The 14,713-nt window shown below is 64.2% G+C and carries 9 protein-coding genes; 5 read left to right on the top strand and 4 right to left on the bottom strand.

The annotated features are described in order from the left end of the window. The first annotated feature begins 1 nt into the window (after window position 1). From LJY25_RS02720 to LJY25_RS02710, 3 genes are read left to right on the top strand one after another with little or no spacing between them, the layout of a single operon-like run. The gene (locus LJY25_RS02720; protein WP_227606686.1) at window positions 2-5,365 is read left to right on the top strand and encodes a contractile injection system tape measure protein; all 5,364 of its coding nucleotides are present in this window, start codon (window positions 2-4) and stop codon (window positions 5,363-5,365) included. After that, window positions 5,356-6,705, top strand: a complete 1,350-nt coding sequence (locus LJY25_RS02715; RefSeq protein ID WP_227606685.1) for an ATP-binding protein — start codon at window positions 5,356-5,358, stop codon at window positions 6,703-6,705. Before LJY25_RS02720 ends, LJY25_RS02715 begins: the two co-directional genes overlap by 10 nt. A 55-nt stretch (window positions 6,706-6,760) precedes the next feature. After that, complete coding sequence (locus LJY25_RS02710) at window positions 6,761-9,055, top strand: glycosyl hydrolase family 18 protein (RefSeq protein WP_227606684.1); 2,295 nt, start codon at window positions 6,761-6,763, stop codon at window positions 9,053-9,055. Between the two features lie 18 nt (window positions 9,056-9,073). Here the strand turns inward: LJY25_RS02710 and LJY25_RS02705 are convergent, their stop codons facing one another. The 3 genes from LJY25_RS02705 to LJY25_RS02695 form a co-directional block, all read right to left on the bottom strand. Continuing rightward, the gene (locus tag LJY25_RS02705) at window positions 9,074-9,331 is read right to left on the bottom strand and encodes a hypothetical protein (protein ID WP_227606683.1); all 258 of its coding nucleotides are present in this window, start codon (window positions 9,329-9,331) and stop codon (window positions 9,074-9,076) included. Between the two features lie 39 nt (window positions 9,332-9,370). After that, window positions 9,371-9,817 (bottom strand): hypothetical protein, encoded by a 447-nt coding sequence (locus LJY25_RS02700; RefSeq protein ID WP_227606682.1) that lies wholly within the window; start codon window positions 9,815-9,817, stop codon window positions 9,371-9,373. An 89-nt stretch (window positions 9,818-9,906) separates the two neighbouring features. Then, a complete protein-coding gene (locus LJY25_RS02695) occupies window positions 9,907-10,476 on the bottom strand; it encodes an RNA polymerase sigma factor (protein ID WP_227606681.1) in 570 nt (189 codons plus the stop codon). A 390-nt stretch (window positions 10,477-10,866) separates the two neighbouring features. Here LJY25_RS02695 and LJY25_RS02690 point away from each other — a divergent pair, with 390 nt between their 5' ends. After that, a complete protein-coding gene (locus tag LJY25_RS02690; RefSeq protein ID WP_227606680.1) occupies window positions 10,867-12,588 on the top strand; it encodes a hypothetical protein in 1,722 nt (573 codons plus the stop codon). Between the two features lie 41 nt (window positions 12,589-12,629). Beyond that, a complete protein-coding gene (locus LJY25_RS02685) occupies window positions 12,630-14,162 on the top strand; it encodes a family 43 glycosylhydrolase (RefSeq protein ID WP_227606679.1) in 1,533 nt (510 codons plus the stop codon). Here the strand turns inward: LJY25_RS02685 and LJY25_RS02680 are convergent. Next, entirely contained in the window at window positions 14,159-14,521 is a 363-nt protein-coding gene (locus tag LJY25_RS02680; RefSeq protein ID WP_227606678.1) for a helix-turn-helix domain-containing protein, read from the bottom strand. The two genes, LJY25_RS02685 and LJY25_RS02680, sit on opposite strands and share 4 nt — an antisense overlap. Window positions 14,522-14,713: the final 192 nt, after the last annotated feature.

Raw genomic sequence — 14,713 nt, 5'->3', positions numbered from 1 at the left:
TATGAACCGGGCAACCCACGCCATTCAGGAGCTCCGGCTCGATATCGTCGCCGACGATGCTCCCGGGGCCCGGCTGCTTCCGGACCGGATCAGCACGCTGTGCCGAACCCGGCTCATCCAGGTAGTAGAAGAAGAGCTGACCCGGTTCTGCCCCTCCGACGCCTGGGTTGCCCTGGCCAGTGTGGTGCTGGACATGGGGCTGATCAGCCAGCGGGAAGTAGAAACGGAGCTGCCCGACCGGCTGCGGCGGCGGCTGCGCGAAGCCCTGGAACAACTCCCGCGCCCGGCCGCCGACGTCAAGCAGGATGCATCCTTACGGCCTGCGGTGCTCGACGTGCTGGAATACTACCTGCTGCACGGCAGTTTGCCCTGGCAAGTAGATGCCACCACTTTCTCGCTTTCAGCTGTATTACAGGAGGCGCTGACCCGGCACGCCGGCGACTTCCGGGCCCTGGTGCTCCGCCGGGGCTCGCTCGACTATGTGCGGCGCCGACTGGTGGAACAGCTAAGTCAGGGGCAGCTGCAGCGGCTGATTGCCCTGCTGGAGCCCGCGCACGCCGACTTTATTCTCGAGTACCTGCTGGCCGTGGAAACAGCCCACCCCCGGCTGCTGGTGCCGGTAAGTCAGGTCGTGCTGCGGCGGGTGGTGTATGAGCTGGTACTCACCGATCTGCTGACCCGAACGGGCTCCGCCTTCAACCGCCGCTCGTTTATCGGGCACCAGATTCGTCGTCTCGCCGTCTTTTTTAACCTCGACTACGAGGTGCTGCTTCGTCGCCTGTTTGAGCTGGCTGCCAGTACATTGCCCTTTCCTGCCCAATCGGCTCTGCCAGCCATCATCCGAACGGTGTACCTGGAAGAAGCCAAGCACGGCCAGTCGGGCGGAAGCGAGGAGATACAGGCTGGGTTGGGAGCGACCGGACGGAGCGACGGCAGCCTTCGGCAAAACGGGAGTTTAACTGCGGTTGCAGGCCGCCACGGGCCGCCAGGCTCAGTTCAGGTGCTCGACGTAGTCCGGCCCGCGGGAGTGCGGGCCGCCGGGACTGCTTCAGCGGTGTCTCCGGTCGGACCGGTAGCGGAAGAGTACCTGCTGTATTTTCTGCGTCATGGGACTTTGCCGGCGGCAGTCAGCGGGGTGGTTTCCCGGGCACAGGTACAGCGGGCTTTAACTGAGCTTAGTGAGCGGAATGGACACTTGCTGGCACTGGTGCAGCGCGCCGGCGGATTTGCTGCTGCTACGCTGGCCCGGTACGCGCCCGGGCCTGTCCTGCACCAGCTGCTGCGCCAGGCCGCGCCGGGGCAGGTGCGGGCCGTGCTGGCCGCCATGACCGCCTGGCAAGCAACCGAAACATCCCGCAGGTTAATTTTCCGACCCAACCAGCAGGTTCTGTGGGAGCCCACGCTGACGTTCCTGTTGAATACGAAAAGCCCGCGTCGCAGCAGCCAGTCCCTGGCGCAGTGGCTAAGTCAGCACCTGCCCGCTTCGGCCCCCGCGTTAATGGGCAGTTCGATGCGGGCAGGTGGACCGACAGCAGACCGGATGCGCGGTATCGTGCGGGAATTCCTTTTGCACGGCTGGTTGCCCACAGGAAATATCTTGCGTGAGAGCGAGGATAGTGGGATGACGATGAGTTATTTATCACGTGCTATTAAACAGCTGGTTCAGCAGGAGCCGATCGTAACCCGCGCCTTCGTACGTGAGAACCTGATGGCCCCAGGCGTTCAGCGTAATCTCGTGCAGGTGGCTGACCTGACTTTGCTGGCGGAGCTGCTGCCGGGCGCCCATTCGATTTATAAGTCCGGGCAGAGGCGGCGCGAGGTGCTGGCGGAGCTGGAGCGGCAGGCCGCCTGGGGTACCGGTCCGACGCAGTGGCAGCTTTTTTTACGCGCTGCCTGTATCGTCGCAGTTCTGCAGCCCCGGCCAGTGCAACTGGCGGCAATGCAGCAGCTGGCAGCCAGTCACGGCCTGCCCTGGCGGGCCGTGCTTGCAAAAGCCCAGGCCTGGCAACAGCGCCTTCCACCTCTGGCGGCGGAGCCGTTCTTTGCCCGGCTGCTGACCGCTTCCGCGCAGCTACCAAGCTCCGTCTCGCTGGGGGCACTTTGGTCCGGTAACGGTAGTAAACCCAACAGCCCGCAGGTAAACACGCAACCTGCGCATGTAAAATCCGCGGCCAGGCGGGAAACAACGGGCAGCCACGCAGACCGGGGCTCCGCAGCAACAGGCACGAGAGCGGACGTTCAGGCTGAAGCTGGCGCCGGGCAGGCGACGAAAAGAAACGCTACTGCCGTAAAGGGGAAACGAAATGAATTTGGTTGGAAAGCAGCAGCAGGCAGCAGCACCCGGTCGACGGTACGGCCAGATGCCGGCTCAAAAGGTTTTGCCGCAACTGATGGCGCGGTCGAGGCGGACTTTTCTGCTTTAACGGGGTGCGATAGGGATTTGCCCAACCACCTGAGCTTCCTGGCTGCCCCCCATGCCCGATGGGTGCTGGCTCTGACCTCCCGACGATCCACTGGGCAGGCACGCCGTTCGGCTCCTACGCCTGGCGGGCGGTCAACGGCAGCCGGGCCGTTCGCCCATAGTAAACCAGCGCCAGACCGGGCCGGGGAAAATCGAAGGCCTCCGCTGTCGGGGCCTGCTCATCAGCACGGGATAACCGCGGACCACTTTGCCGAAGGCGCGTTGGTGCTGCTGCTGCACTATCTGCTCGAAGGCCGGCCACCAGCGTGGTGGCGGGCTCCTTCCCTTGCCTTTGCCCATCTGCATCAGCTGCTGCGCCTGATAATGGAAAGACAACAACCCGCCCTGCAGCGGTTTCTGAAGCGCCACGCGGCCCGAGCCCGGGTTGGGCAGCGCCTGGCGGGGCTGGCTGACTTTGCCCTGCTTCAGCAGTTAACTCCCAACCGTTCGTCCCGCTCCCGGCGGGCCGAGCCCGCTCTGACGGCCCTGGATCGGCACTCAGGGGCTACTGGCTTTCAGATGCCGGGTCAGGTTCTGGCGTTTCTGCGGGCCGGCTACCTGACCTTCCACCAGGCCTCCGGCCCGGCCGGTTCGGCCCGGACGCGGACCTTGATCCGACAGCTAGCCGGGGCCTACGGGCTTCCGTGGCGGGCCACGCTGATCAAGGTAGCACGAATGGTGAAGCAGCGGCCTCTCTTACGGGCGGATGCCTTCTTCGCCAGTCTGGTGGACGAGCACGATGCGCTGGCCCGAAAAACCACCGCCGCAAGCAAGCCAGCAGGAAATTCAGCAAGTGCAAAGAAATCCGGCACTGACTTACCGGCTGGAGTGTGGGGGTGTGCTCCGGGAATAGTTAACCCGGCTCATAACCATCAGAAAGCTAAGGCTTATTCCCGTGGCTCGGGCGGCTACCTGCCCGCGGCGGACGACAGGCAGCCCATGCCTGCTCCGGTTTCCACCCGCCTCACTAAGGGCGGGTATGGTGACGAAAATGCCCGGGATGCCACCCTGCAGGCTTCCCGGGCAGGCCGGCAGGCCCATCGTGAAGGAGTGGAAACAGCGGGTGGCCTACCAACCGGCGACGCGGCCCGGGACCTGGTTTTCTACTACCTCCAGCACGGGCAGCTGCCCTGGTGGTCCCCGCCGGGACTGCAAACGGCCCAGCTGGCACGTCTGCTGGCTCAGGTGGCACATCATTACAAAAGCTCTACCCAGCTCCTGGTCCGGGAGTTGGGCACCCGGCCGGCTTTTATCCGACGGCTGGCCGCTCTGTCAGATTTTACCCTCATTAGCCAGCTGATCAATAAGGCGGGTAGCGGGCGTTCGGGTCCGGCATTACGGGAGCTGGATGGCCTCCTGACTTCCTCGGCAGTCGGCTCTGAACGTAGCACGGCTTTGTTTCTGAGAGAGGCGTACCTAACGTTTCGCCTGCGGGCAGGAGCAGAAAAAGCTTCGTGGTCGGGGGCTGAAGCCCGGCGCCAGGCCGCCGGACACGGGCTGCCGTGGCGCGGGGTGCTGGGTTGGGTTCATCGCCTGCAGCAACAGCTCCCTGCCCTGGCTACCGACCCGTTTTTTGCCTGGCTGCTGTCGGCCTTTGCCGGCGAAGGGCAGCGGCAACCCTACCGCCCGGCTCGGGTTGCAACCCACACCCCGGCAAAAGCCGACGGGGTCGTCCGTTCGGAGGCCTTAGAGAGGAGTTCCTGGTCTGGCTCAATGCTACCACTTTCGCCGCCAAAACTAACTGTAGACCAGGGAATTGCCGGGGATCTGCCGGCCTCCGAGGCGCTGGAGCACTACCTGCAAACCGGGGAGCTGGCTGTTCCGGTGGGGCAGCCGGCTCACCCCCCCGCCGGGGCCGCATCCTTCTGGGAGCCCCTGCTGCGACGCGGTAACGGCGCGGCGCTGCAGCAGCTGCGGCCCTGCCTGGCCGTGCCAACCATGCGCGAACGGCTGCTGCGGACCTTGTCGGCCGACCATTTCTTCCGACTGCTGCGGCTACTGTACCCGGTGCAGTTTCGCCTGCTGGCCGGACCAGTGGGCGACTGGCAGCTGCTTGGCCGGCAAGGAGTGGTGCGGCTGGCGGCTCCGGTCTTGTTTGATGTTATCCTGAAGCTGGTGGTAGCCGTGCCGGCTGCCTCTTTCCGGCCGGTGATGCTGGCCCAGGCCCTGCTACAGGCCGAGGTGGAGCGGTGGCCGTCGGCCCCGGGCGGAGAAGCCACCATCGGCCAGCGCATTCTGCGCGAAGCCCAGCGGCGCGGCCTCGTGCTGCGCAGTCGCCTGCCGGCCCTGCTTACCGTCGTGCACGAAGCCTATCTGGCGAAACAGACCGCGGCCGGCCGGAAAAACCGTGAAATCACCCCATCAGACTCGCGTATGCAAGCCGTAGAAGAGGCCCCGCCGCTCGAAACTGTGTACATCGCCAATGCCGGACTGGTGCTGCTCTGGCCTTTTCTGACCACCCTGTTCGACCGCCTTGGTTACCTGCAGGACGCGCAGTTTCCGGAACCTGCTCCGGCGGCCCGGGCTGCGCTGCTGCTGCAGTTTCTGGCCACCGGCTCCGAGGCCGCCCCTGAACACGCCCTGGCCCTGAATAAGCTCCTGTGCGGCATCGGACAGCCCCAGCCCCTGTTAGCCGGGCTGGTGCTCACGGACGAGGAAAAAAGCATGGGGGAGAGTTTGCTTAAAGCCGTTATTGGCCGCTGGGAAATTCTGAAGAACACCAGCGTGGCGGGCCTGCGCGAAACATTTCTGCAGCGGCAGGGCAAGATGGAATGGGTCGAGGAGCGGGTGCAGCTCACCGTCGAAACCAAAACCCTGGATATCCTGCTGGACCGGCGCCCCTGGTCTATCTCCATCATCAAACTGCCCTGGATGGCCTTACCTCTCTACGTGACATGGCGCTAACTGATTTTTTGGCCAACGGCAACGTGCTGCGGGCCGAGCTGTACTGGCTTTCCGAAGTCGTTACCACCCGCATCAACCTGTATTTCGGGCTGGAAAGCGCGTATGCCGCCGTGGCCGATGTGCCCCTGCCGGAGCTGCCTCCCGCCGACGCGGCACCCTATGCCCGCCTGGTCCGGCAGCATGCGCTGAGCCGGGAAGAGCGGCTGGTGCTGGCCCTGACCCTGGCTCCCCATTTACAGCCCCAGCTGCTCGATGCCTTCTTCGTGCGCAACACCCTTTATGACCGCGGCTTTACCGAGTTCGGCGGAGTGAAAGGCAAAAACCACGGCGGCTTCCTGCCCACGGCCGAAACCGCCCTGTTCCTGCTGGCCGCCGACGACCTGGGGGGGCGCCTTTACTGGCAAACGTTTCTCTGGCAGGACTCCGCCCTCACCCGGGCCGACCTTGTGCGCCTGACCCCCCCCGAAAGTAACGAGCCACTCACCAGCGCTGCCCTTACGGTACCCCCGGAAGAATTGGCCCTGCTGCTGACCGGGCAGCGGCCCCAGCCCGCTCACAACTCCGACTTTCCTGCCCGCCTCGTCACGACGGCCCTGGACTGGGGCGACCTGGTGCTCGACTACCATGTGCGCGAAGAGGTACGGGAGCTGCAGGTGTGGCTGGAGCACGAGGAGATGCTGCTGCGCGATGCCCACCTGCGCCGCCACCTTAAGCCTGGCTACCGCGCCCTGTTCTACGGCCCGCCCGGTACCGGTAAAACCCTGACGGCCTGCTTGCTGGGCAAAACCACCGGCCGCGACGTATACCGCGTCGACTTGTCGATGGTCGTGTCCAAGTACATCGGGGAAACGGAGAAAAACCTGGGACGCCTGTTTGATCTGGCTGAACACCGGCACTGGATCCTGTTTTTCGATGAAGCGGATGCCCTTTTTGGCAAGCGCACCGCCGCGTCGTCGTCCAACGACCGGCATGCCAACCAGGAGGTGGCTTACCTGCTGCAGCGCATCGAGGACTTCCCCGGCGTGGTAATTCTGGCTTCCAACCTTAAAGGCAACCTCGACGAAGCCTTTGCCCGCCGGTTTCAGTCGATGATTTACTTCCCGATGCCGGGCCCGCCCGAGCGGCTGCAGCTCTGGCAGCATGCCTTTGCCGGCGTACAGCCCCAGGAAACGCTCGGCTTTGAGGAGCTGGCCGAAAAATATGCCCTGGCCGGGGGCGCCATTACCAACGTGCTGCGCTACAGCGTGCTGGCCAGCCTGCGTCATGAGCGGGGCGTTCAGCTCGACGACGTGGTAAAGGGCGTACAGCGGGAGTTTGCCAAGGAAGGCAAGACCGCATGAGTTGCACGCCGCCGCGCCGGTAACCGAATCCCCTTTTCCAACCCGCATTATTCCGATGGTACCCGTTTTTACTTCGCTACCTGCTTCCACCCGTTTGCTGCGGAGCCTGTTCGTGCTGCTACTGGCCCTGACCAGTCTGGTCGCCGCCGGCAAGCCCAAAAAGCCGGCCCGCAAAACCACAAGGGGACGCGTCGCAGCAGTGGCGCCTGCGCCGCCCAAGCCTTTTCTGACGCCCTTGGCGGGCATGCAGGACCCGCGTAACTATGACCCTAGGGAGTGGCCCCGCTTCCGAAGCGCCACCTCGCCCGGCCAGGCCTACCTGCCCCAGCGGCTGGCCCCGGCCGATACCATCCGCTACGCGCTGAAGTCAGGGGCAGTAGTGCTAGGCTGGCACCCGTACTGGCTGAATAATGCCTACGTCAACTACAACTTTTCCCTGTTGTCGCACGTGGCGTACTTCGGCTACCAGATTGATAGCCAAGGAGGCGTGCGTCTGCCTGCCCACCAAAGCCCGGCCGGGCTGCTGGAAGCCGCACGGGCCCGCAACGGCAACTGCAAAGTCCTGCTGACGATGTCGTACCGCGAACCGGCTGGTACGGGCTCTGTTTTCCGGGCTCAGGCCGCTGATATTCAGCGCAACCTGATAAAAAACATTGTCCGGGAAGTTGAGAATACCGAGGCTGATGGCGTAAACCTGGATATTGACCTCTGGCAGCCCGATGCGGAGGCAGTTGCCCTGGCGCAGGTACAGCGCCAGCTGATCCGGCGGCAGGCCGAGCTGAAGGCCCGTCAGGATCAGCTGCAGGAATATGAGGAAACCCAGCGCCAGCAGTGGCAGGCCGACGTGCGGAAAAACGCTGAGGCAAGCGTCGCGGCCGCCAACGACGAAGTGCTGCAGCTCTATGAGCGGATGCTGAGCACAACCAAAGCCGCCCTGAACCGACAGTCGGCGGCGCTGAAGCAGGAGCAACAGGCGCTGGACCAGGCCCGGAAAGAGCTGGCCGCCCGCCGGGCTGCCCTGGGGTATCGGGGACAGTTCTGGGGATTTGTGAAGCGCTGGATCTACCTGCGGCGCGACACAGCGGCGTATCGGGTCGATTCGGTGGCACTGAGCCGCCAGCTACTGGCCCATGATGGGCGGCGGCAGGTTTTTGAGAAGCGCCAGACGGTTTACCGCACTGACTCCCTGTCGTTTGCCACCCGCAAAGCCACCCGGCAGCAGCTGGCCCTCACTGACCCTGTTACAATCAAGACGTACCCGGTTCAGAAGCGGAAGCTGCAGCAGGAGCTCCGTGAATTCGAACAGGCCAGGGCTCTGCTAACCAATACACCGGTGCGGCCCGGTAACACTCCCCGCCCGGGTCTATCGCCCGGCGCCATCCTGCTCCGCGACTTTATCGGACAGCTGGCTATACAGCTGCGGGCTGCCAATCCGGGGTTCGTACTCGCAGTGAGCGTGCCGGCGGTGGATGTGACCGGGGCGTACAGCGGGCTGCAGGCAGTGGACCCGCAGGTGGCTTTTTTCGTCATCAAAGCCTTCGACTATACTGCTCATAACCCGGAGAAGCCCGGTCCCCTGGCGCCCCTGCATCCTAGTGAAGACTGGGGCGAGCATAGCATTTCCACCTCGGTGGCCTACTACCTGGGGCAGGGGCTGCAGCGCCGTCAGCTGGTGGTGGGGCTGCCCCACCTGGCCCAGGTATGGGAGCTGGACAGCCTGGACGGTGAGGAAATCACCCGCCCCCGGGGCTACCTCACCAACTACCAGATGCGCCAGGTGCTACCCCAGGGTGGGGGTGCCCCCAACAAGGCGAGCCTGAGTATGTACTATTCGTTTCCAATGCCGAAACAACTGCCCTGGCAGGCCTGGGGGGAGGATTCGACCAGTCTGGCGCCGAAGTATGCCTGGATTGCCAAGCAGCACCTGGGCGGGGTGGGCGTGTGGGCCCTCGGCTATGAAGAAGGCTCGGCGTCGGAATGGAACCTGCTGCGGGCCAGCTTTGCCGGGCCGGCCGAAGTTCCCGCCACTACGGCACCGGGGCCGCTGGCAATGCTGCTCGGGGTGCAGCACGTGCTGCTGCTGGCGCTGGTGGTGCTGGCCGCGTTCCTGCTTTTCGGACTGCTGCTGGCGCTGGTGCTCCGGGCCAGCATCATCGTCCCGAACCCGGCTTTGCTGAGCACGGTGGGCGGCCTGATTGCACTCTGTACGCTGTGCGTGTTTTTATACGTGGTGTACGTAGGCCAACTGGAGCTTGACGCCGGTACGCTGCTGGCACTTCTGGGCGCAGCCGGAGTGCTGCTTATGGGTCTGGTATACCGCCGGTTCTGGCAGAGTCAGCCCCTGCCCTGAAGCAAGTCTTATATAGCCTTAGGCTGATGCCGTGGGCACGCTTTCGGCAAACAGGCCTACCGCGGCTACGGCCAGGCGGCTCACGTAAATGCCCAGAAAGCAAACCAGGTAAAGCACCACGTGCAGGTATTGCTCGTTGCTGCCTACCTCGTCTAGCAGCTGCCGGTAGCTGTCGGGGCTGCCCAGCAGCAACAGGCGTAAACCAAACGAAAGCAGCAGGGCCGTGGTCAGGGCGACGAACAGCCAAAGCAGCTCGCGAAAGAAAATCAGCTTCATAGCAAGTAAGATACCGGTAGCAGGGGAGAAGTCAGCCGCTTAAAGCCAGTCGGTGCGCAGCTCGGCAATGCCTTTCAGGAACGGGTCGTACGCCACGCGGTAGCCGCTGGCCGAGGCATTGAGCGTGGTGCGGGCCACCACCTTGCCATCCGCAACCAGCTCCACTACCAGGCTGCTCTGAGCACTGGGGCGGATGCTGCCGGTGGGCGTCACAAAGCCAAAGCTGGCCTCGGCGGCTACCAGATCGGCCGGGCCGAAAGTGCCCAGCTCGTAGGTGGTGTCGATGCGGGAGGCAATAGACCGGATAACTAGGTTTTTAAGCCGGCGGCCCGCGTTGATATCCCGGACTTCGCTGATGTTGAGTCGGGCGCCCAGCCCGGACAGGTCGGTGCCGGTCACGCGGGCCTGCACCTGGTGGGTGGCAGGGCCTTCCTTTTCGCAGCTGGCCAAAGCACCTGCTAAGGCCAGGAGAAGTAGCTTTTTCATACCCAGCCAATATACGGCATTGCGGGGTAGCCTCCCAGCCGTGGGCGGGCAAATGTGCTGGTTCGACGCAAAAAAGCCGGGTGACCGGGCTACCCCCGGACGGGCAGGGCAGCAAAGTCCAGGGGCTCCTGGGCAGCCCGGGACAACAGCTGAATAGAGGCCCGCACCCGGGTTTTGACGGTGCCCAGCGGCAGCTGCAGCTCGTCGGCCGCTTCGGAATGCGTGAAGCCACCAAAGTAAAGCAGCTCCATCAGAACCCGGTCGGCTGGCTTCAGCAGCAGCAGCAGCTCCCGCACGCCCACGTGCTCGGGCAGAAAGGCAGCCAGCGCCGGCGTCCGCAGGGCTTTACTGCCCTCCAGCGGCTGGGTGCTCTGCGACTCACGGTAGCGCCGGGTCCGCAGCTGGTCGATGGCCGCGTGGCGGCACACGTTCAGGGCCCAGGTGAACAGGCGGCCCCGGCCCGGGTCGTAGGAGGCAAAGGAGTACCAGATTTTCACCATGCACTCCTGCAACGCGTCTTCGGCCAGTTCCTCATTGCGCACGATGCGCAGAATCACGCTGTAAAGCACCTTGCCGTACTGATCGTAAAACTCAGTCATGGCTGCCTGGTCCCGGGCATAGAGCCGCTCGATCAACTCATTTTCGCAGGTACGTAGCATTGGGTCGATTGCAGACTGAAGTAGTAACGTTAAAGCCTGCGCCCACTTAAGGGACGCGCCTCCCGGCGGTTTCCTGAACTCGGTTTTGGGCGCGGTAGCAAACCAGCTAAAACCGAAGAATACGCTCAGGCTTTACTTGATTCAAAGCCTACGGGTTGCTCAACCGTAGGGGTAGTCGTTGAATGGGAGCTGGTGCGGGTCAAACCTCGCTCCGGGCCCGTCGAAACGGCCACTTCTTTTCCTGAACTATGTAATAAGGAGCCTGCTGCCGGTACATAGCGGTTGCCCCCGGCGCTCCGGCCGGTGTACCGCATTGCGGTATATTTAGCCGCCCATACCGGCTGCCATGAATTCCGGGCCGGCAGCACAGTGCCCTCAACGACTTTTTGCTTGCCTTTTCCTTCCTTATTCCGCCCTGCGCCTGCCCGCCTGCAAAGCCTGAACTGGCCGGTCCTCAACCGCCTGTCGTTCTGGCTGGCGGTGCTGCTGCGCTGCGCGGACGAGTTTGTGATGACGGTGTTCACCACGGACAACATGCTGCAGACGGCCAGCGCCGTAAACCTGATCCGGGGCCACGGCGTGAGCATTGCCGTGGCCCGGATGCAGGACCTGGGCCGCCTGCACTATAACCCCCTCGCCGTATGGCCCCCCGGCTACGCCTGGCTGATGGGGCTGCTACTGCGGGAGCCCGTATCCGACCACCAGATCCTGCTGGCGCTGTGGCTGATTCACATCTTGGGCGTGCTGCTGCTTTTCGGCGCCTGGTGGTTTCTGCTGAGGCGGCTGCGGCCTACGCTCCAGCCCTGGGCACCGGCGGTGTTCTTTCTTTTCTGGGGTATCGCCAACACGCCGTTCAACAACCTCTATAACACCGATTTGTGGTCCTTCGGCCTGTACTGCGCCGGGGTGACTCATCTGCTGTTCCTGCTCAGCGAAGCTCCCGTTGCCGGCAGCGCCCGGCAGTGGACCTGGGTGGTAGCCATGAGCACGCTGAGCTTTGCCGCCTGCCTGATGCGGTTTGCCTACTACCCGCTGGCGTTTCTGCCGCCGCTGGTGCTGCTCGGGGCCTGGTGGCGGCTCCAACCGGGGCGCCTGATGGCCCTGACCGGGCTTGCCCTTTCGGCAGGCCTGGTAGGAGCCCTCGTCGGCTACCAGAAGTTTGTGGCCGGCAATGCGTACTACCTGACCGAGTTTTATCACCAGCCCGGCTTTCATATCTACTGGGACAATCTGCGGCTGTTCGACCCTTTTCTGCTGAACGGCGTCCTGGCGGGCGGGGTGATGCAGCTTGTGAAAGGCGGCACGCTGCCGTACTACCTGGTGGCCCTGACAGTCAGCAGTCTGGTGGCGGCAGCTCTGGTAATCGGGGCGAGGGTTGAATACCAGGTTGCCAGAGCTTCCGGCTCCATGCAGCTCCGGCACCTGCTGCTGGGCGTGTGGGTAGCCTCCGCACTGGTTTTACTTGGTTTGCTCGTTGCCCTGTCGTTGCGCTACCCGGCAGCGTTGGTCGACTGGTGGCCGGGGGGGCGGTGGACCTACGTGGCCGATACTCGCTACTTCGCGCCCATCATGCTCATTGTTTCGGCCCTGCTGCTGATCTTCCTGCTTTCCACCCGCAGCCCATTGTTCCTGCGCTTGTTATGCGCGGTGCTGCTGCTGCTGACCACGCTCAATGCCCTGGCCCTGCGCGCCAAGCACAGTGTGCAGTACGGACTCCAGCCCCCGGCTTTCTTCAAGGATAAGTTTTCCGGTACTACGGCCGATACCCGCCGGCTCGAAGACCTGCTGAGCCGGGCCGGGCAGCGCGGCGCGGTGTTGCTTACCACCAATACCTATGCCCGCCGCCTGGAGGAAGCCGTGATAGTGCGGGGCGGGGCCACCGTTTCGCTTGACTCCCTGCTGGCCCGCCAGCCCCTGCGCACCACCCGACCCGTCACCATCTTCTTGGCGCTTGACCCCCGGGACTCGTCGGATGTACGGCTGACCTCCCTGCTGAAACGCTACCAGGCGCCCCCAGCCGAACTGCTGCCCGCCCTGCAGGTGCGGCTGACGACCATTTTTCTGACGGGGCAGCCTTCGGGTCCGCCGGCCCGTAACCAGTCGGAAAAGTAATCCGGCCCGGCAGCATCTGCCGCGGGCCAGCCGGGCTGCCTATGACAACGTTGCGAATCCTTCTTTTGCTGTGCGGGATACTCGGGCTGAGCGGCTGTTCGTCCCGGGTACCAGGTGGGGCCGGGCGTCCGGCCGCCTTTACCAACCCCATCCTGCCCGGCGACTTTCCCGACCCGTCCGTTACCCGCATCGGGCGCAGCTACTGGGTTTCGGCAACTTCCTCGAACTGGGCCCCGGCTTTCCCTTTGCTGAAGTCCGACAACCTGCGGGACTGGACCCTGGTGGGGCACGTATTCCCCGACAGTCTGCCGTCCTGGGCCGACGCGTATTTCTGGGCTCCGGAAATCAGTCAGGAAGGCCGCAAAACGTACGTCTACTACACTGCCCGCCGCAAAGACGGCATCCTTTGCGTAGCCGTGGCCAGCGCCGACAGCCCGGCCGGGCCGTACCACGACCACGGCCCTCTGATCGGTCAGGCTGCCGGCTCCATCGACGGGTTTCCGGTGCGCGATGAGAAAGGGGAGCTCTACCTGGTCTGGAAAGAAGACGGCAACAGCCGCAATCAGCCCACGCCAATCTGGGCGCAGCGCATGAACGAGGAGCGCACGGCTCTGCTGGGGGCGCCGGTTGAGTTGTTTCGCAACGACTCTCCCTGGGAAGGCAGCCTCATCGAAGGCGTTGCCATGGTGCGGCACGCGGGCTGGCTGTACGCCTTTTATGCCGGTAATGGCTGCTGCGGAGCCGGCTGCACCTACGCCCTGGGCATTGCCCGCGCCCGCACCCTGCGGGGACCCTGGCAGAAGTACAGCGGGAATCCGGTGCTGACCGGCAACGACACCTGGAAATGCCCTGGTCACGGTACGCCCGTGCAGTACGGCGGCCGCTGGTTTCTGCTTCACCACGCCTACCACGCCGGCAGCCAGCAGTACGTGGGCCGGCAGGGAGTGCTGACGGAGTTCACCTGGGGCTCCGACGGCTGGCCGGTATTTCCGGCCCGGGGAATGGAAGCCGGTACTTCTGCGGACCCGTTGCCCGTGCGCGACGACTTTACGGGTGAGGCCCTGGCCCCCGGCTGGCAATGGCCGTTGGGGAAGCGGCCCCGGGCCCGGCTGCAGGAGGGCAGTCTGGTGCTCGGAGCCGAACCGGAAGGGGCTTTGCTCGTGCGGCCGACGCTGGCCGCCACCTACTCGGCTACCACCCAGGTGCAGCTATGGCAGCTTACGGCCGGTGCCCGCGCCGGACTGGTTGCGCTGGGTAGCCCGGAAAATGCCGTCAGCGTAACGGTAGGCGAAGGCCGGGTGCAGGTCTGGCAGCGTAGCCAGGGTCGGGAAACCTTGCTCAGCGAAGCCCCGCTGCCCACCGCAGCTACTGTCCGGCTGCGGCTGCAGGCCCGGGCCGGGAGCTGGTTCCGCTTCGACTGGAGCTCCGACGACGGCCAGAACTGGCAGCCGCTGGGCAGCCGGGAGGCTGATGGACAACAGCTACCGGCCTGGGACGGAGGCATCCGGGTAGGGCTGCTGGTAAGCGGCCCCCGCGAAGCCTCGGCCCGGTTTTCCGACTTTCAGCTCAACTAAAGCAGCGTCGATAGGGTCCGCATGATTTCCACGTACATTGTAAGCCAGAGCACCTGGGCCCGGAGCTGATGGATTTCCTGCTCCAGCTGCTCTTTCTCCTGCAGCGTGGTCAGGTAAAGGGCGGAGGCCGGCGTCAGCAGACTTTCCCCGGCTCCGATCAGGGCCGGCTTGCCGGCCGACAGCAGCTCGGGTACCGACGTGCGCAGGGTGGCTGCCAGCGCGGGGAGGTAGCTGGACTTGGGCGTACACTTGTCACTTTCCCAGGCACTGTAGGTGCTTTGCGACACGCCCAGAGTGGCGGCAACCTCGTGCTGCGACAGACGGCAGTGCACCCGGCACTTCCGTAGAATAGCTCCCATACTCATAGCAGTAGAAATAAAAATACCTGGCCCGCGCCTGCCCGTTCGCCGGATTCCGACGGCTGATGAAACAAGCAGGAGGGAAGGCCGAATACACCATTGTGGTCTTGCTTAAAGCCGGCGGCGAAATAGATGGCCGGGGCCGGCTGAGTTGGCGGGGCCGCGGGCCCAGCCGAAATCATGACCGGAAAG

This window comes from Hymenobacter translucens (assembly GCF_020685205.1).
GTDB lineage: Bacteria > Bacteroidota > Bacteroidia > Cytophagales > Hymenobacteraceae > Hymenobacter > Hymenobacter translucens.
Note: the sequence above shows the minus strand (reverse complement) of the source record. Positions and strands in the feature narration are given on the sequence as shown.